Below are 17968 nucleotides of genomic sequence, written 5' to 3' on the forward strand. Positions count from 1 at the left end.
ATGAAAAAACTGATGGTAGTATTCCCCCACCCGGATGACGAGTCCTTCGCTTGCGGCGGCACCCTGGCCAAATGCAAGGCAGAGGGCAAAGAGACTTGCTACTTGTGCATCACATCTGGTTGCAAAGGGCGATCCGGACCATTTGAGATCGATTGCCGGGAAAAGCTGGCTCGCCACAGGGAGCAGGAGCTGACAAAAGCCGCGGAAGTGCTCGGCATCAAGCGGCTGGATTTGTTCCGCTATGCGGACGGATCTTTGCAGCATGCCGATCTGGCTGAGCTGACAGCCAAAATACGCGAGGCGATCGTGGAGTGGAAGCCGGATGTCGTCATCACGTTTCCGCCAGACGGCGTGACCGGACACCCCGATCATATCGTCACCTGCAAAGCGACCACGCTTGCGGTCGAGCAAGCAGAAGCGCAGCTTGCGGCGGATGAATATCCGGATTTGTACTACGTGTCGATCCCGCATTACTACGACCATTGCCCGGACAGTGGCCCGCAGCCTGCGGTTCCGATTACAGGCAAGGTAGACATCACAGACTACCGGACACAAAAAGGCGAAGCGCTGCGCGCCCACCAGAGCCAGGTGTATTCCGTCAACCGCGCTTATCCGGGCGTCATTGATGGCGACTTTACCGTGATTGGCTGCTATGAATACTACACGCTGGTGCGATCGGCGGGCAAGCCGATTGAGCCGCTGCGAGCGCCGAAAGGGATTCCGGTGATGGAGTTGTAGGGTGTCTTTGGCCCGTTCAGTAGCAATGAAAATATGCCTGTTATTTGGCGTGGCGGCTGCGATCCGGCGTTTTTGCGCGGAGAGCAGCCGCTTTTTTCAACCATGTCTGCCACGGTGCATACATCGTCTGTTTGATAGACCGCTTCCGGCGGGCATATAATGAGAGGAAGGGGAAGAGAAGAGGTGAGTGTTTATCACAAATCCGAAAAAAGGGCAAAACGATAGCAAAGTTCTGAGATATATTAAGGCGTACAACGAAATTTTGCACATGATCCAGAGCGGTCTGTATCCCGAAAATAGCAAACTTCCATCCGAGACAGACTTGTCCCAGATGCTCGGGATCAGCCGGATGACTTTGCGGCAGGCGCTTTTACTGCTCCAGGAAGACGGATTTATCGTCATGCGTCACGGCTCAGGCAGCTATGTCAGCAAGACACCTAACGTGAACCATGCCGGGTTGGAAAAAAAGACGAATCCCGTTTATAAGTGCTCACAGTACGAGATTGAGCTGGCAACGATCAGCTATCGGATCGATGTGCCGAATGATTATGTGATCAATACGCTTGGAAAAATCGTCCCTTGGGTTATGGGCGTTGATCGGCTCTATGAACATGAAAAACGGGCGAGAGCTTACGGATTCACGATGATTCCCTACGACACTTTTGAGGCATACTCAATCAACTACGCCGAAGAAGCGCAGCTCGCGGCGTTTGTAGACGAGCAAATCTATGAATACGCGCACAGCACGAAGCTCGAAATCAAGTTTGTCAAAGGCAACGACCTCATTAAAACGCATAAAATGCCTTCCCAAAACAATTGGTTCGTCTTGATTCTGGAAGTGATTTACGATAAGACGGGGAACATCCTGATGCACAATAAATTTTTTGTTCCGGAAGAGGACGCGCAGCTAACGATCTGCACGTATTAGGAAAGCGGTAAACAGCAGCCAGCGAATGTGTTTCGCCTGCCTGTCTGCCCTATACTTGCGGCATATGACAGAAATCCCATCAGAAGGTGCGCTGATGGGATTTTCGCTATCGTTAGAGAGAGGTTGCTATAATTTTTCGGCAAGCCAATCGACCGTTATTTTGAGCAGTTCTTCCGGTGTGGACTGGTCAGGATTGAGGCTGTCGCCTTTGACAAGGAGAAATCCGTGATCTGCCTTGTCCAAAATGCGCAAAGTCGCATCGTTGCTGCCTGCGTTTTTCAGCAATTCGCGTGACTTGGCAGGAGCCACAATGACATCCAAAGAGCCGTGAATGGCTAACAGCGGGCCTGTGTACTGTTTGATTTCTTCCATTGCTTTTGAATTTTTCATCGCCACAAACCACTGCTTGCCAAGGCGAAGCTTGCTGCCCCATGGCAATACGAAATCGTAGTAGCCATTTTTTATTGCCTGCTCCTCATACTTGAACATATCTTCGAAGTCTGTCGCGCCGTTGGAAGAAGCAGATGCCCACGTCACGAGCGCTTTGACCGATTCGTTTCTCGCTGCCACTACTTGCGCAATCCGGCCACCTTGACTCCAGCCGAGAACGCCGATTCTTGTTTTGTCGACCAGCGGGTTGTTTGCGAGAAAAGCGATAGCTTGATTGGCATCGAGCACGGAATCGTCAAAGTTGTTGTAGACATAAGGGACCTTGCTGTCGCCACCGCCGACAAAATCGATGCGCAAAGATGCGTACCCGTTTGCGGCCAGTTTGGCTGCCAGTCTTTTGTATATATCCCCCAGCTCGTTTTTGTTTCCGCCCGTGCCATGCAAGAGCAGCACAGCAGGAGCTGGATGTTCTTTTGTTGCTGTGGAAGGCACTGTCAAAATTCCGGGAACGACGTACGACTTGTTGGCGATGGAGACGGGACTTTCTGTTGCTGTAATCGCAGCTGTTTGGTGTGCAGAAATCTTGTCCTGGGCGAATGTACTTTGCTGGAAGCCCGCAAAAAGCAGAATGAGAGCGAGTAGGATGTTGGCAGAGACATATTTTGGCTTGTTCATAAGTCCTCCTTGGATTTGACGTTTTGACGTGTTGACGGCTTGTGCATCGCAACCTCCTTTTCCAAAGTTCATACAACAAGAAGACTAATACACGTATAGTTGTATGATTAGTTGTATAATTCATAGTAACGAGTGGATAATTTTCTGTCAATTATTAATTTTGATTCAGCCATTGTTTGGCATGTGCCAGATGAAAGGGAGGGAGAAGCGTTCATGAACTTTTTTCTCACGCTCTTTTCCAAATACAAGTGCCTAGTTTATACGGCGTTCGGTCACGAGCGATATTTGCAAATCGTCCACAAGTTGTCCGCCCACGGGGTGAAGTTTCGGACTCGTTCGTACTCGTACGGTCGGAGTCACTTGGGAGCAGACAGCGCAGGGATGTTTCCGCGCGAGGATCGTACCCAGTACGATATTTACGTGAAAAAAGAAGACGAGCACACGGCGCATATGGCGATTCATTCCAAATGAAAAAAAACGGGGTTCGGAGCGTAATCTTCCGGCCGCTCTATACGAACCGATTTGCCATTCGATATAATGAAATGGGAAATTTATGAATGGAAAGAAAGCGAGGAGGTAACAGTCGTGTCCGTAGTCGAAACATTGAAAGAGAGAAGAGCCGTCCGCAACTATATTCCGAAAGAAGTCGAAACAGAGAAAATCCAGGCGCTGCTCGATTGCGCCGTTTTGGCCCCGAATGACCGTTTGCGCCAGCCGTGGCATTTTTACGTCATCAGAGGAGAGGCAAAGCAACGGTTTGAGGAAATCGCCAAGGCGTTTTTGCTGGAGCGTTTTCCGACCAAGCCGAATCTCGTCCAGGACTCTTTGGCTGTTTTGGAAAAAACACCGCTGGTCATCGTCGTCACATCGGATGTAATTCCGGGCGACGAGGCTTCATCGGAAGACAACGAATACGCTGTATGCTGCGCGATTCATTCCATGTGGCTCGCGGCGAAGGAGCTTGGACTTGGCATGGTTTGGCGCACGAGAGGAATCGGCTTGGTGCGCGACGAGCGCTTGCTGGAATTTCTCGGCTCGCCGGAAAACAAAAAGGTTGTAGGCACGCTGTTCATCGGCTACCCGGAAGCGGATGCGCCTGTGACAAACCGTGTGGCTGCGGAAGAGAAGACGACTTGGTTGGAATGAAAGGTTAGAAAACCTGAAAAGTTGCTTGTAAAGCAGCTTTTCAGGTTTTTTATTTTGACTTTAAAAGGGGCAATATCCGTTTTAAATTGATTTAATGGAGAAGGTTATCGAAATGAGGATAAAAGCTTGTGTATAGGTAAGGAATAATGTCGAGTTTTGTAAATCTGTAGTAATTGCAGAAAGTGAATATAGTTGGTTATAATGAAAGTGAAATTTACAAATATTGGGGTGTTTGTTTTTATGAGGAAAATATCATCGTTAGTTGCCATTCTTTTTGTGGTAAGTGCCTTCTCAATCCCAGCGTCTGGATCTCAGGGAAAAACAAATGCGAACGCTTTTTGGCCAGGAGGTGGATTTTCTAATAGTAAATATTCAAAATTAACATATTCAACTAGTAACGCTGTAGATAGACTTGGGTACTCTAGATATGTCGATGATGCTGTAAATGAATTTGATTCAATCAGTGATGCAAATATTGGATTTAGGAAATTATCAAGTGGTGACGGTGAAATGTTAAGTATAGTGATGGATGAAAAAAATTCTAGTGAGTATGCAAGAGATGCATTCGGGATTATGATCCCGTTTAAAATTGATCCCAAAACTACTAGCTATGAGCGCGCATCTAATTATGAAACATGGGCTTATGCAAAAATTTGGTTGAATGATTATATGATGAAACAGCACAAATTTACTTCGGATGAGCGCAATAAAACTACTATTCATGAAATTGGTCATGCCTTTGCTATGGAGCATCAGTATGATGGTGTGAAATCAGTCATGGTTTCAGGACAAATCAGCTATCCTGACCTTCAGCAATTAGATATATCGAACCTTCAATGGAAGTATTAATGAGGAGGATATAATAAAATGAATAAAAGGACTAAACTAACTATTGGAATAATTGCAATGGCTGCAGCAATTGTCGGAATTAATTACACATCTGGTACGCTTATGGCGAAAACGGAAGGAATGAAAGTATTTTCTTACCATGCCGATTATAAAGTTTATGAAGATATGGAAGAATTAGAGAGTCAATCCCCAATAATTGTAAATGCTAAATTTACCGGAGAAAGAGAAACGATTCTCGGAGATTCTGTCACCGATTTCATACCTTTTTCGAAATCAAAAGTTAAGATTAAAAAGGTTATGAAAGGCGATCTTGAGGAAGAGGACAATGTGCTGGTCTTCGAGCCAGCTGCAATAGATAGCGAGAAAAATGAGTTTGTTACGGTTGAAGGGTATAATTTAATGAGTGAAGAAGGAGAGTACACGTTGTTCTTACGAGATACTCCAAAAGAAAACTCCTACCAAATTGTCGGAATGTACCAAGGAAAGTACGATCACTCAATTAACGATAATGTTAAAAATCGTACGTTTATAACAGATTTTGAAGATGCAATATATGATGATGTAGCAAATGAAGAAATTATTGGGGATAATTTGAATCATTTTCAAAAATTAAAAGATAAAGTAGTTCAGAAGTATAATTGGGAATAAATAAAAAATAATCCGTTGGCTATGTACTCCAACGGATTTTGATTATCGTGAAGAGGTGAAATATTACATGAAAAAATTTTTATCAGGCTTTATTGTCGGAGGTGTGCTATTTACTTCCATAAGTGTTTTTGCTGAACCTCTGCATCAAATTGCTGTTAGTTTTAATATTAAGGATGTAATAGTTGACGGTCAAAAGCTTCCTCTTGCAAAGCAAGCATTAAATTATAATGGGACAACTTATGTTCCATTGAGGCCACTCGCTGAAAGTTTAGGCTACACAACGAAATGGAATCCCGAAAAGCAAAATGTAGAAGTAATGAAAGCAAAGATTACAAAATTGCTCAGTTCAGAGGAAATTAAACAGGCACTTAAAGACAACGGGTTACCGTTAAATCCTGCAAAACTATCGTACTTTCCATTGAATAAAAAAACACCGGAAAGTTATCAAATTGGTGAGATGGAGCATCTTCATATATACGTTTATGAATCTTATGAAGAGCGAGTAAGAGGGCGGTTGGAATTTGAAGTAATAAGAGAGAGAACAGATATGATCGTTCCGTTTATTTATGAGGTTGATAATGCCTTGATTTTTTATGTGCCTTTTAACACAGAATTAAATTTGCATAAAAAAGTAGACGCAGCAATAGCAAAGCTAAAAGATAAGAAAAGTTAACTACTTCGTTATATGAAACAACTGCGTCCCAGCTCAGGCCGCTCAATCATTACGCTTTCGACTGGCTGGTGGGTGCCAGGGAAAAGTACGTCGTCAAAGACTTCGAGAAAGTGCTTGAAACATATATTCAAAACTGGAAATGACAGAGGGAGTGTCCCGTGCAGAGCTTTCAAGAGCGGCGTTTTGCCAACGCAACGCTCACCCTGCATGGATGGCGCTCTTTTTTCCTTTCGTTAACCAAGTGTTTGAAGAATGACTTGTATCGTATTTTCCGCGAAAGAGCGTTGTGGACGAGCGTTCAAAAGGACGGTCAACCCGATCAACGAGACGATCAGCGATTGGGACACAGCGTTGGCGTCTATTGGCGGGGCGATTTCGCCTGATTTGATTCCGCGCTCGATCTGCCAGCGCGTGCGGAAAGCTTGGCCGGGCTGCCGCCTGCCTATACATGCGTCGGTCAGCTCGACGTATTCCGTGATGAGACGATTGACTACGTGACGCGTCTCGCGCAAGCGGGCGTAGACGTCGAATTTCAGTTGTATCCCGGCTGCTTCCACGTTTTTGAAGGGTTCGTCCCGCAGGCAGAAGTAAGCCAGCGTGCTGTTGAAAACTATGTGAATGCGATGGCAAGGGCGCTTAATCCGTAAGCGATAATCGACAGGATAGGGCTATCTGCTCCAGGTAATCTGACTTGGGGAGATGGCCTTTTCCCGTTGCTTTTCCGGCTACTACGTCCGAACAGCGCCTTTTTCAGTCTTTATGCAGCAGCTTCCCGATTTTCAAAGCAAGCTGAATTTGCAACAGCTCCTCCGAATTTTTTAAATCCATGTTCAGCAGTTCCTTAATCTTTTCAATCCGGTAAATAAACGTGTTGCGATGGATGAACATCGCTTTTGCCGCTTCGCTGACATTTTGGTTATGCAAAAAGTATTGGTCCAGCGTCACCATGAAGCTCGTGCCGAACTGTTGATCGTGCTCGTACAGCTTGCCGAGCCGCTTGAGGAAAAAGTCCTCCAACTCGCTGTCCTTGATGTTGGAATCGAGAAAATGATAGACCGAGTAGTCTTCAAAATGCGAGACATCGCCTTTGCTGTTGAAGCGCTGCATGAGCCGGATCGCTTCGTGCGCTTCGGAAAAGCTTTTGTGCAAGGAAGCAATCGTCTTGTAGGATCGGCCGATGCCGATGAAAAACAAGGTCTTCTTGATTTTCTCCGCAAGAGCGCTGTACAGCTCGCCAGCAAACTGCTTGGCTTCGCTGACGGAAATCAGCGGGCGATGCTCATGCTGCCCGAGCAAAATGATGATCCGGTTGTTGCGGTAAAAGCAAGTGACCTCTCCAGGCGCTTTGCTTGAGTAGTCGTAGACCAGATCCACGCATTTTTTGGCGATCCGGTCCAGCTCGTATTTGCGATCGACCATATCGGCCATCTCTTCCAGCTCGACAGGCTCGATGTTGATGACCATGCAGAAGTACGTGTAAGCCGAATTGAGTCCGTGCAGATCGCACAATGTCTGGATCGATTCAGCCGAGGTGATTTTGCCCGTCAAAAGATCGTCGAAAAAGTCCTGCCTGATCTTCAGCTTCACTTCCTCGATTTCCCGCGCCTTGATCCGCTCCAGCGCTACGATGGTAGAAGCTTGCTCCAGCACGATGTAGTCAAATTCATTCAGCTCGCGAACCGTTTGCCAGACAACGATGTAGCCATAAATGTAGTTGGCGACGGCGACAGGCAAGATTCGGCATTTGACGTCCTGGTTTTTCGCGTGGTAAATCCGCTTGATCGATTTTTTGATTTGGCTGATATTTTTCGGGACAGAATCGGTAAACTCGCGGGTAAAAACGGGCCTGTTCTTGTTCAGCGTAAGGCAGGAGGCGAGCGGTATCGGATTCTCGGCGACTTCTGTCGCTTGCAGCAGATGCCAGTCCCGATCCAGGAACAGAACCGGATTGTTGATCGTCTCGGACAGCTCGGAGGAGATGCGGTCCAGGCCGCCGCCTTCCAGCGCGATCCGAAACAGCGCGTTGTGCATGTCCAGCGTCTTGCGGTTCAGCAAATCGTAACGTCCCGATGCTTTCTCGTTGATGATGGCGATTACTTTGGACAGCGTGTATTCAAAAGGCAGCGCCAAAAGCGGCAGGCCGTATTGGTTGGCGAGGTCGATCATGTTTTGCGGGATTTGATCAAAGTAACGCTGCATTTTGATGCACAGCCCCGAGCAGTTGATTTCTGCCAGTTCCTTGATGATTTTGTTTTGCAGTTCGGGATTGTCCTTGAAAATGTACCCGGTAGACAGCAAAAGCTCGTTGGAAGACAGCCAGTCGAAGGCATCCGGGTTCTCTATGATGTTGACGATGGATATGACATTGTCGATGCCTTGTTCTCCGGCAATGATCTTGATGCCTTCGATGGATTTGATCTGGAGCAAATCTTTTATGGTCAACATCGGGGATCACTCCTTCGTGTCGGACAGAAGCTATTTATGCAATGTGCACAATGACCTTCGCGTTTTTTTAGTTTCGATACACAATGACGTTTTCATGCCCCCTGTCTAAAATAATGCTGTAAGACAGAAGGCTTGTCCAATTTTTTTGCGAGAAAAAACGGTGAACACCACGAGAAAATGGGAGGGCGACCATGACAGACCAAAGCGTAGTGCAGGCTTTTCTCGAAGCTGCCGCAGAGGGAAACATCGAGGCGCTGAAACAGCACCTGGAGCAAGGCGTCGACATCAATGCGCGAAACAGACAGAAGCGTACCGCTATTTTGACGGCTGCGATGCACGATCATTTGGATGCGGTTTCATTTTTGATCGAAGCTGGTGCGGATATCGATTTGCAGGATGAAACATGCTTCAACCCGTTTTTGTACGCTTGCATTCACAACAAGCTGGAGCTTGTGCAAATGATGGTAAAAGCGGGCACAAACCTGGAACTTTTGACGCGTTTTGGCGGTGTCGGCCTGACGCCAGCTTGCGAAAAAGGCCATGTAGACATCGTGCGCGAGCTGCTTACCACGACAGATATCAATGTAAACCATACGAACTTCGTCGGCTGGACACCGCTCATCGAAGCGATCATTTTGGGCGATGGCGGCGAAAAACAGCAGACGATCATCAAGCTCTTGATCGAGCATGGCGTCAACGTGCAAATGGTGGATAAATACGGGGTCACACCGCTTGAGCTTGCCAGAAGAAAAGGCTACACCGAAATCGAACAAATTTTGCTCGCAGCAGGAGCGAAGTAACACAAGCTATGCGCATTCAGGCATTGTCTGGCGATGCGGATTTTTGCAAGAAGCTGGCAAGCTCCTCGTTTCACGGGTTCGTGCACAGTGTTTTTGAGCGAACGATCAATCTGAAATGTCTCGACGACAATGAGCTGTACACGATTGCCTGCAACAAGCTGGACAACGGTCCTAACACACTGGTGATCGATCTGCCTTCCCTCTCTGGCATGGAGGTGGCGGAAGGCGATCCTGTTTACGGGAAAGGCGACGAGCTGATTGTCGGATCGGGCGTCTTCATCTGCATGAGGCAAGCAACAAAGTGGGAAGCGCACTTGCCTTCCTATCCTTGTGACATAGACGTTTTGCGCGAAAATGTAGCGTTCATGAAGCAGTATGTGGACGCGAAGGGAAAAACGGGAGGCATGAAAATGTCTTCCCGCCCTGCCAGTTTGTTCGAAAGGGAGACGTCCCGCATGCTGAATGAGCGTGCCGAGGCGCTGTCAATCGAGCTGGCGAAGGGCAACAGCGAGTCAGCCAGCGAGCAGGCTGTCCGGCTTGTCGGACTGGGGCCGGGGCTGACGCCATCGGGAGACGATTTTTTGGTGGGATTGTGCATTGTATACAAGATGCAGAACATTCCCTGCTGTTTGTCATGCCGTTTTTTTGAAAAAGTGGTCGAGTCGTCCAGAGAGCTGACGAATGAAATCAGTTCCATCACGCTAAAAAAGGCAGCGAGCGGAAAAGTGAGGGAGTCGCTGGTCGACTTGCTTCGCTGCTTGACGCAAGGTTCGCGCGAAGAGCTGCTGCCAGCCCTAGAAAAAGTCGTGGGCATCGGTTCTTCTTCAGGCACCGATATGGCCCTGGGACTGATTTGCGGTTTGGAACGAAATCTAGAAGCCGGAGGGAATGTATGTCTACCAAAGTTGTAATCAAGCAAAGCACGTATTTTGATTCCGTGTCGCTGATGTCTTTGTCCACCAAAGCGAATCAGATTGAGGGCGTGGAACAGGCAGTGATTGCCATGGGTACGGAGATGAACAAGGAAGTGCTGAAAAACGTCGGCTTGCTCACGCCGGAGCTGGAAGCGGCGAAAAGCAGCGACCTGATGATCGTCGTCAAGGCGGCGACAGAAGAGCTGGCCGAGAGCGCGTATGTGCAAATCGAAGAGCTGTTCACCAAGAAAAAAGGCGGCAGCAAAGGCGCGAGCGAGATCAAGTACCCGACTATCGATTCTGCTGCGGCGAGCATCCCCGAAGCGAATCTCGCCATCATTTCCGTCAATGGCGCTTTCGCGGCGAGAGAAGCGAGAAAAGCGTTGGAAAACGATCTGCACGTCATGTTGTTCAGCGACAACGTGAGCATCGAGGACGAGATTGCCCTGAAGCAATACGCGCATGAAAAAGGTTTGCTGATGATGGGGCCAGACTGCGGTACGGCGATCATCAACGGAGTTGCCCTGTGCTTTGGAAACGCGGTGCGCAAAGGCAGCATCGGCATCGTGGGTGCGTCGGGAACAGGCAGCCAGGAAGTGAGCGTGCGCATCCACGATTTCGGCGGCGGGATCACGCAGCTGATCGGCACGGGCGGTCGCGATCTGAGCGAGCAAGTCGGCGGCATCATGATGATCGACGGCATCAAGGCGCTGGAAGCGGACGCGGCGACGAAAGTGATTGTGCTCATCTCCAAGCCGCCAGCCGCATCGGTTCAGGAAAAAGTGCTGGCGCAGGTGAAAAACTGCACGAAGCCAGTAGTCGTCTACTTCATCGGCGGAGACGAAGAAGCCGTGGTGGCGGCAGGCGGCCATTTTGCCAAAACAACCAAAGAAGCGGCGCTCAAAGCAGTCGTGCTCGCAGGGGCCAATGAAGACGAGATCAACAAACGCGCCCTCAACTGGCCGCTGATCGAAGAAGTGCGCGCGAAGCTTGCGCCTGAGCAAAAATACGTTCGCGGCCTGTTCTGCGGTGGCACCCTTTGCGATGAAGCGATGTATCTCGCCATGGAAACATTCGCGGACGTCTACAGCAACATCCAGAAAAATCCTGACTACAAGCTGAAAAACATTCATGAAAGCAAAGCGCACACGTACCTCGACATGGGCGATGACGACTTCACAAACGGCAAGCCGCACCCGATGATCGACCCCTCCTTGCGCATTTCCAGATTTTTGCAGGAAGCGAAAGATCCGTCTGTCGGCGTCATCCTGATGGACTTCATTCTCGGCTTCGGCTCGCACGAAGACCCTGTCGGCGTAATGCTGCCAGCGATTGTGGAGGCAAAAGCGCAAGCGGCAAAAGCAGGCAGACATCTGGAGATTCTCGGCTACGTAATGGGAACCGACCTGGATACGCCGAACTTCGACGAGCAAGTGAAAAAGCTGATGGACGCAGGCGTGACGATTGCCAGCAGCAGCACAAACGCTGGACTTCTGGCCAGAGAATTTGTAGTGAAAGGGGCATGAACATGAGCAAAATCAACGAGCTGTTCGCCGGGAACATCCATGCGATCAACGTAGGGATCGAATTTTTCAAAGACGATATCATCAAGCAAAATGCGAATGCCACGCACCTGGAGTGGAAACCGCCAGGCGGCGGCAAGCCTGAACTGATCCGTGCGCTCGACAGACTGGAGAACGCGGCGCTGGCAGACAAAATCGCGGCGGCCAACAAGCTGGCAGTGGAGCGCATTATCAACTCGCAGCCGATGCTCGTCGGGTTTGACCAGGCCATCAACGTCGTGCCGGGCATGACCAAAACGACGATTTTGCACGCAGGACCTCCGATCACTTGGGACAAAATGTGCGGTGCGATGAAAGGTGCCGTAACCGGGGCGATCGTTTTCGAAGGTTTGGCAAAAGACATCGAGGAAGCAGAGCAAGTAGCCGCTTCCGGCGCAATTACTTTCTCTCCTTGCCACGAGCACAATTGCGTAGGCTCCATGGCTGGTGTCACTTCTGCTTCGATGTTCATGCACGTAGTAAAAAACAAAACGTACGGCAATGTCGCTTACACAAACATGAGCGAGCAAATGGCAAAAATTTTGCGCATGGGTGCCAATGACGAGAGCGTCATCACGCGCCTGAACTGGATGCGCGACGTACTCGGGCCGATGCTGCGCGACGCGATGAAGATCGCAGGCGAAATCGATTTGCGCCTCATGCTGGCACAGGCTCTCCATATGGGCGACGAGTGCCACAACCGCAACAACGCCGGGACAAGCCTGCTGATTCAAGCGCTGACCCCGCATATTTTGCAGACTGACTTCACGACCGAGCAAAAACGCGAAGTATTTGAATTTGTGGCAAGCAGCGACTATTTCTCCGGCCCGACGTGGATGGCTTTGTGCAAATGCGCGCTGGATGCGGCGCACGGAATCGAAAACAGCACGATTGTCACGACAATGGCGCGCAATGGTGTCGAGTTTGGCATTCGCGTGAGCGGCATGGCAGGCAACACCTGGTTTACTGGTCCTGCCCAAAAAGTGATCGGTCCGATGTTCGCAGGCTACAAGCCGGAAGACTCCGGTCTCGATATCGGAGACAGCGCGATTACGGAGACATACGGAATCGGCGGCTTTGCCATGGCTGCTGCTCCCGCAATCGTAGCGCTCGTAGGGGGGACGGTTGAGGAAGCGATCGGTTTTTCTACCACGATGAAAGAAATCACGACAGCGGAAAATCCGAATGTGACGATCCCGCTGCTGGACTTCCAAGGGGTAGCTACCGGAATCGACATTCGCCAAGTCATCCAAACAGGCATCCTGCCAGTCATCAATACGGCGATTGCCCACAAAGACGCCGGCATCGGCATGATCGGCGCGGGTATCACGTATCCGCCGATGGAAGCTTTTGAAAAAGCTCTCCTGGCTTTGACGGAGAGCATCAGCTAAAAACGTTTTGGACCAACAAGGCGCAGGAAGGCGGTTTGCGCTCGCGGCGCGACAGCAAGAAGTTAGCGCCGCGAGCAGGCTTTCCCGCGTGAGACTCTTTTCTTCCATGGATGGGAGTCTCCTATAGTGCGAGGAAGGTGAAAGTCATGGGACAACCCGCAGAGCAGATTTCGCCGGAGCAACTGAAATCGTACGGGTATTCGGACGATATTTTGCCCAAGACGTCTGAACAAAGAGATTGGGGCGTGTTTCACTACATTACCGTTTGGATGGGCGCTGTTCACAACATCATGTCGTACATGACAGTCGCCGGATTTTTTGCGCTGGGACTAAGTGTTCCGCAAGTATTTTGGGCCGTCATGCTGTCTGCCGTGATCGTCTCGGCCGGCTATGTGCTGAACGGTCATTCGGCAGCGAAGTACGGCGTGCCTTTTGCCATGCTGCTCCGCGACTCCTTTGGCGTAAAAGGCTCGATTATTCCTGCCTTGTGCCGCGGACTGATTGCCGGAGTTGTGTTTTTCGGTGCGACAACGGTCGTTGGCGCCCAATCGTTGAACGTCATTTTTGCGAGAATTTTTCCTGATTACATGACGTGGGGAGCCGGATTCGATCTGTTCGGACTCAATTTCCCGACGATGCTCTCCTATCTTTTCTTGTGGATCATCACCGTGGCCCTGTTTTTGGGCGGAATGAACATTCTCAGCGTTTTCAGTAAATACTCGTCACCCGTCGTCTACATCTTCATTATCGGGGCGGCGATCTGGGCGATTACGATCGCAGGCGGAATCGGTCCGATCATGGAGTACGTTCCTGCCCAACCGATGGAAAATGGGCTTGTCTTCATCGCATGCGTAAGTGCGCTTGTATCGAACTGGGCTGGGCCGATTGTCAACATCTCTGACCTGACCCAGCGGGCAAAATCGCCGAAGGCTCCGCTCTATGGCTTGCCGATCGGAATGATCGTTTCCTACCTCCTGTTTGCCGTTACGTGCATCGGGTTGATCGTCGGAACGCAGATTGCCTTTGGAGAACCTATTTTCAATATCGTCGACGCAATTGGCAAAATTGACAATCCGTTTGCTGTCATCGTGCTGATCCTGGCTTTGAACGTCGGGGCGACCGGCTTTGTTGTTTTTGGAAATTTGTTGCCGGCAGGTCTGCAAATGACAGCGCTTTTACCTAAATGGTTTACCGTCAAGTCGGCCGGAATCTGGACGGCAGTCATCGGCACGCTCATCCTGCCCTGGAAGCTCGTCGAGAGCACGGCTACCTTGTACTTGTTTTACAGCTTTATCGGTTCCATGTACGGCCCGATCGCCGGAATCATGCTGTCGAGCTTTTACATCGAGCGCAGGCGCAAGCTCAACCTGGATACGATCTACGTGAAGCCGGGAGATAACGGCGAGCATGCCAGCGGCTACAACAAAGTGGCTTGCCTGGTCATGGCTATCAGCTTCCTGCTCCCGATGTCCGGGGCGTTCTTGCCCCAGGTGGCGATTTTGTCCATGTTGAACCAGTTTGCTTTCTTCAGCGGGCTGATTTTGTCGTTCGTGCTCTACACGCTTTTTTACAAAAAGCAGTAAAGAAAGCGGACGACCTTGGCAAGCAAACAGCATGACTTTTTGCAAAAAGAAAAGGAGGTTTACCAATGGGAGAACTCGTTATTGTTGCTATCGGTGGCAACTCATTGGTGAGAGATAACGGTCGCGATTCGATCGCGGATCAATACGAAGCGGTGTGCGAAACCGCGATCAACATTGCCGACATGGTCGAGCAAGGCTTCCAGGTTGTCGTTACACACGGCAACGGCCCGCAGGTCGGCTTCGCGATGCGACGCTGCGAGATTGCCCATGAAGTGTCGGGAATGCCGACGATTCCGCTCGTCAACTGCGTGGCAGACACGCAAGGGGGCATCGGCTACCAAATCCAGCAGGCGCTCACCAACGAGTTCGCCAAACGCGGGATTGCCAAAAAAGTGGCGAGCATCATTACGCAGGTGGAAGTCAGCAAAGAAGACCCGAACTTCCAAAATCCGACGAAGCCAGTCGGCTCCTTCTTTACGCTGGAGCAGGCGGAAGCGATGAAAGCCGAGCATCCGGACTGGGTGTTCATCGAGGACTCCGGGCGCGGCTACAGAAGAGTGGTTCCATCGCCGAAGCCCATCGACATCGTGGAAAAAGAAGCGATCCGCTCGCTGATCGAAGCCGGATACGTGGTGATCGCGGCTGGCGGTGGCGGCATTCCGGTCGTCAAGACGGGGGAAAATACGTACGACGGCATCGACGCCGTGATCGACAAAGATTTTGCCACAAGCCTGCTGGCTGAACAAATCGACGCGCAGACGCTGATTATTACGACGGGCGTTCCGCAAGTGTGCATCCATTTTGGCAAGCCGGAGCAAAAGGCGCTTGAGCAAATCACGATAGAAGAAACGAAGCAGTATGTGCAGGAAGAACATTTTGCCAAAGGCAGCATGCTGCCGAAAATCGAGGCGAGCCTGAGCTTTTTGGAGCATCGCGGGTCGCGGGTCATCATCACCAACCCGGAGAGCTTAAAAGACGCGATCGTCGGCAAAGCAGGCACGCACATCGTCAAACAATAACCCGATGCAAGGAGGACGCATGATCGTGGATTACATGAAACTGGCTGTAGAGAAAACTATCGAAGGGATGGAAAACAAAATCGGCGGGCCGTTCGGAGCGGCTGTCGTGCGCGGCGATGAAATTATCGCGGTGTGCAGCAACCGGATGATGGCGGATATGGACCCGTCCCAGCATGCCGAGATGGTGGCGATCCGCGAAGCGTGCAAAACGCTTGGCACGATGAATTTGGAAGGTTGCGAGATTTACGCCACGTGCGAGCCTTGCCCGATGTGCGTAGGCGCGATCATCTGGTCCGGCATCAAGGTCGTCCACTATTGCTCGACTTCTCACGATGCGCATGAGCACGGCTTTTCCGATATGCACTTGCGCGACTACTTGACTGGCAAGGACAAGAGCGTCCTGAACATGATCAAGGTGGAGAAGCGCGAGGATTGCGATCACCTGTTTACGTACTTCCACGAGCTGAACAAAACGCAAAAGTAATCGCCATTTCAAAGAAAACAGTTGGGGTGAGGCAGCATGGATAAATCATTGCAAGGATTGCTGTGGAAAAAGGGTGACTGGGCCGCGTACTTCGGCCTGCTTGCCAACAACTTGACAAACCTTCTGACCATGATCGCTTTGTTGCTGTTTGTTGTCGGCTTTCCGGAAGAGATCGTGTACGGCCGCGTCGTTCCTGCGTTCGGCCTCGGAATCTTTCTCGCCAGCATCTGCTACTTTGTGTTCGGTTATTTTCTCGCCAAAACGACCGGGAGAAAAGATGTGACGGCACTGCCGTCCGGCCCGAGCGCTCCTTCGATTTTTACCGTGACGTTTCTCGTAATTTTGCCCGTCTATCTGTCTACCAAAAATGCGGAGTTTGCCTTTCAGATTGCCCTGGTCTGGTGCTTTTTTGAAGCGATGATTCTCGTCGTCGGTTCCTTTTTGGGCGATACGATCCGCCGCATGATTCCGAGAACGGTGCTGCTCTCTTGCTTGTCCGGGCTTGGCCTGCTTTTGCTCGCGATGAATCCGATGCTGCAATCGTTCGAGACGCCTGTTGTCGCGTTTGCTGTCCTCATCATCATTTTCTTGAACTGGTTCGGGAAAAAGCCGATTTTGGCGAAAATTCCTACAGGCTTTTTGCTGCTGGCGACTGGAACGATTCTCGCTTGGGCATTTGGCTTGCAAGATCCGGCAGCGATTGCTGCATCGATGCAATCGTTTGGCTTCAATCCGCCGACCGTGCATGTCGACTCGCTGATCCAAGGCATCCCGCACGCTCTGCCTTACTTGGCGTCTGCGGTGCCGCTGGGCTTGGCCAACTACATCTTTGACCTGGAAAACATCGAAAGCGCGCACGCTGCCGGCGACGAGTACAAAACAAGACAAGTGATGCTTGCCAACGGACTGTCTTCGATCATCGGCTGCTTCTGCGGCAATCCGTACCCGGTCACTGTGTACGTTGGACATGCCGGCTGGAAATCTCTCGGCGCCGGAATTGGCTATACCGTCGCGACTGGCCTGTCGATGTTCATCATCTCGCTGTTCGGAATCGGGGCGTTCTTGCTTGCGGTCATTCCGGTTGCGGCGATTGTGCCGATTCTCGTCTATATCGGGATCGTCACAGCCAACCAGGTCGTGCGGGAGACGCCGAAGCTGGAAGTCCCGGTCATCTTCATCTGCATGTTCCCGTGGATTGCCAACTGGGCGTTGACCTTGACCAATAACGTGCTGTCCGCTGCCGGAACGACCGGGGCCAAGGTAGGGGTGGACGTGATGGCGAACAAAGGCGTTTACTACAACGGTTTGATGCATCTTGGCAACGGGGCGCCGATCAGCAGCATGGTCTGGGGGTGCATCGCGATCTTTGCGATTACAGACAAGCCGTTGCGGGGCGCAATCGCTGGTGCGGCGGGGGCCGCTCTGTCCTTGTTTGGCATCATCCACTCGCCAACGGTCGGCTTTGCCCTAGATTCGTCCATGCAGTTCGTCTACTCGTACTTGATGGTCGCAGCGATTTTTGTCGGCAAATACATGCTGGACAAAAACGCACCGCTGGCCAAACTGCAAGAAAAAGACGCGAAGGCATAAGCTGGCTGCGTTGCGAAAAAGAAAAGCTGTGATCCGAAACGGGGTCACAGCTTTTTGGTGTTTGTCTGGACACTCTTTATTTGCAACCTTTCTATATGGGAAAACGTAAAATACTTGTGCCTTGGATAAAAAA

The 17968-nt window shown here is 50.4% G+C and carries 17 protein-coding genes and 2 pseudogenes; 17 read left to right on the plus strand and 2 right to left on the minus strand.

The window, feature by feature from the left end; all coding sequences use genetic code 11:
* Positions 1–738 (plus strand): PIG-L deacetylase family protein, encoded by a 738-nt coding sequence (locus M2298_RS25495; protein ID WP_122965998.1) that lies wholly within the window; start codon positions 1–3, stop codon positions 736–738.
* Positions 739–925: 187 nt separating this feature from the next.
* Positions 926–1666: a GntR family transcriptional regulator gene (locus M2298_RS25500; RefSeq protein WP_122965960.1), complete on the plus strand. Its 741-nt coding sequence runs from the start codon at positions 926–928 to the stop codon at positions 1664–1666.
* A gap of 126 nt (positions 1667–1792) precedes the next feature.
* Here the strand turns inward: M2298_RS25500 and M2298_RS25505 are convergent, their stop codons facing one another.
* Positions 1793–2731 (minus strand): alpha/beta hydrolase family protein, encoded by a 939-nt coding sequence (locus tag M2298_RS25505; protein WP_280649230.1) that lies wholly within the window; start codon positions 2729–2731, stop codon positions 1793–1795.
* Positions 2732–2944: 213 nt separating this feature from the next.
* On the opposite strand from M2298_RS25505, the gene M2298_RS25510 reads away from it, so the two are divergent.
* From M2298_RS25510 to M2298_RS25540, 7 genes and pseudogenes are all read left to right on the plus strand, one after another.
* Positions 2945–3202, plus strand: coding sequence for a hypothetical protein (locus M2298_RS25510; protein WP_122965958.1), 258 nt, complete (start codon positions 2945–2947; stop codon positions 3200–3202).
* A 114-nt stretch (positions 3203–3316) separates the two neighbouring features.
* Positions 3317–3877 (plus strand): nitroreductase family protein, encoded by a 561-nt coding sequence (locus M2298_RS25515; RefSeq protein WP_280649231.1) that lies wholly within the window; start codon positions 3317–3319, stop codon positions 3875–3877.
* A gap of 201 nt (positions 3878–4078) precedes the next feature.
* Positions 4079–4726 (plus strand): zinc metalloprotease, encoded by a 648-nt coding sequence (locus M2298_RS25520; RefSeq protein WP_280649232.1) that lies wholly within the window; start codon positions 4079–4081, stop codon positions 4724–4726.
* A gap of 18 nt (positions 4727–4744) precedes the next feature.
* Positions 4745–5374, plus strand: coding sequence for a hypothetical protein (locus tag M2298_RS25525; RefSeq protein ID WP_280649233.1), 630 nt, complete (start codon positions 4745–4747; stop codon positions 5372–5374).
* A gap of 67 nt (positions 5375–5441) precedes the next feature.
* The gene (locus tag M2298_RS25530; protein WP_063227873.1) at positions 5442–6047 is read left to right on the plus strand and encodes a stalk domain-containing protein; all 606 of its coding nucleotides are present in this window, start codon (positions 5442–5444) and stop codon (positions 6045–6047) included.
* Between the two features lie 29 nt (positions 6048–6076).
* Positions 6077–6190: pseudogene (locus tag M2298_RS25535) on the plus strand (YvbH-like oligomerization domain-containing protein); the annotation flags it as partial.
* A 258-nt stretch (positions 6191–6448) separates the two neighbouring features.
* Positions 6449–6694 (plus strand): annotated as a pseudogene (locus tag M2298_RS25540) (alpha/beta hydrolase fold domain-containing protein); the annotation flags it as partial.
* 103 nt (positions 6695–6797) lie between these two features.
* Here the strand turns inward: M2298_RS25540 and M2298_RS25545 are convergent.
* On the minus strand, positions 6798–8492 hold the full coding sequence (locus tag M2298_RS25545) for a PucR family transcriptional regulator (RefSeq protein ID WP_122965953.1): 1695 nt from the start codon (positions 8490–8492) through the stop codon (positions 6798–6800).
* Between the two features lie 191 nt (positions 8493–8683).
* Between M2298_RS25545 and M2298_RS25550 the strand changes: the two genes are divergently transcribed.
* The 8 genes from M2298_RS25550 to M2298_RS25585 all read left to right on the plus strand — a co-directional run bounded on the left by M2298_RS25550 (position 8684) and on the right by M2298_RS25585 (position 17835).
* A complete protein-coding gene (locus M2298_RS25550; RefSeq protein WP_122965952.1) occupies positions 8684–9292 on the plus strand; it encodes an ankyrin repeat domain-containing protein in 609 nt (202 codons plus the stop codon).
* 8 nt (positions 9293–9300) lie between these two features.
* Positions 9301–10203 carry an oxamate carbamoyltransferase subunit AllH family protein gene (locus tag M2298_RS25555; protein ID WP_122965951.1) on the plus strand — a complete coding sequence of 301 codons (903 nt, stop codon included), beginning with the start codon at positions 9301–9303 and terminating at the stop codon, positions 10201–10203.
* A complete protein-coding gene (gene fdrA, locus M2298_RS25560) occupies positions 10185–11732 on the plus strand; it encodes an acyl-CoA synthetase FdrA (protein ID WP_280649234.1) in 1548 nt (515 codons plus the stop codon). Before M2298_RS25555 ends, fdrA begins: the two co-directional genes overlap by 19 nt.
* A gap of 2 nt (positions 11733–11734) precedes the next feature.
* Entirely contained in the window at positions 11735–13159 is a 1425-nt protein-coding gene (locus M2298_RS25565; protein ID WP_122965949.1) for a YlbE family protein, read from the plus strand.
* A 146-nt stretch (positions 13160–13305) separates the two neighbouring features.
* Positions 13306–14742: a cytosine permease gene (locus M2298_RS25570; RefSeq protein ID WP_122965948.1), complete on the plus strand. Its 1437-nt coding sequence runs from the start codon at positions 13306–13308 to the stop codon at positions 14740–14742.
* 65 nt (positions 14743–14807) lie between these two features.
* Positions 14808–15761 (plus strand): carbamate kinase, encoded by a 954-nt coding sequence (gene arcC, locus M2298_RS25575; RefSeq protein WP_122965947.1) that lies wholly within the window; start codon positions 14808–14810, stop codon positions 15759–15761.
* 25 nt (positions 15762–15786) lie between these two features.
* On the plus strand, positions 15787–16245 hold the full coding sequence (locus tag M2298_RS25580) for a nucleoside deaminase (RefSeq protein WP_122965997.1): 459 nt from the start codon (positions 15787–15789) through the stop codon (positions 16243–16245).
* Positions 16246–16281: 36 nt separating this feature from the next.
* Positions 16282–17835 carry a xanthine permease gene (locus M2298_RS25585; protein WP_274874205.1) on the plus strand — a complete coding sequence of 518 codons (1554 nt, stop codon included), beginning with the start codon at positions 16282–16284 and terminating at the stop codon, positions 17833–17835.
* Positions 17836–17968 lie beyond the last annotated feature (133 nt).

Origin of the sequence: Brevibacillus sp. 1238, from assembly GCF_029892995.1 — a bacterium.
In the GTDB taxonomy this organism is placed as follows: Bacteria; Bacillota; Bacilli; order Brevibacillales; family Brevibacillaceae; genus Brevibacillus; species Brevibacillus parabrevis.

Coding starts and splice junctions, on each gene's coding strand:
- M2298_RS25495 (WP_122965998.1), top strand. CDS start 1: ATGAAAAAACTGATGGTAGTATTCCCCCACCCGGATGACGAGTCCTTC.
- M2298_RS25505 (WP_280649230.1), bottom strand. CDS start 2,731: ATGAACAAGCCAAAATATGTCTCTGCCAACATCCTACTCGCTCTCATT.
- M2298_RS25510 (WP_122965958.1), top strand. CDS start 2,945: ATGAACTTTTTTCTCACGCTCTTTTCCAAATACAAGTGCCTAGTTTAT.
- M2298_RS25520 (WP_280649232.1), top strand. CDS start 4,079: ATGAAAGTGAAATTTACAAATATTGGGGTGTTTGTTTTTATGAGGAAA.
- M2298_RS25525 (WP_280649233.1), top strand. CDS start 4,745: ATGAATAAAAGGACTAAACTAACTATTGGAATAATTGCAATGGCTGCA.
- M2298_RS25530 (WP_063227873.1), top strand. CDS start 5,442: ATGAAAAAATTTTTATCAGGCTTTATTGTCGGAGGTGTGCTATTTACT.
- M2298_RS25545 (WP_122965953.1), bottom strand. CDS start 8,492: ATGTTGACCATAAAAGATTTGCTCCAGATCAAATCCATCGAAGGCATC.
- M2298_RS25550 (WP_122965952.1), top strand. CDS start 8,684: ATGACAGACCAAAGCGTAGTGCAGGCTTTTCTCGAAGCTGCCGCAGAG.
- M2298_RS25555 (WP_122965951.1), top strand. CDS start 9,301: ATGCGCATTCAGGCATTGTCTGGCGATGCGGATTTTTGCAAGAAGCTG.
- fdrA (WP_280649234.1), top strand. CDS start 10,185: ATGTCTACCAAAGTTGTAATCAAGCAAAGCACGTATTTTGATTCCGTG.
- M2298_RS25565 (WP_122965949.1), top strand. CDS start 11,735: ATGAGCAAAATCAACGAGCTGTTCGCCGGGAACATCCATGCGATCAAC.
- M2298_RS25570 (WP_122965948.1), top strand. CDS start 13,306: ATGGGACAACCCGCAGAGCAGATTTCGCCGGAGCAACTGAAATCGTAC.
- arcC (WP_122965947.1), top strand. CDS start 14,808: ATGGGAGAACTCGTTATTGTTGCTATCGGTGGCAACTCATTGGTGAGA.
- M2298_RS25585 (WP_274874205.1), top strand. CDS start 16,282: ATGGATAAATCATTGCAAGGATTGCTGTGGAAAAAGGGTGACTGGGCC.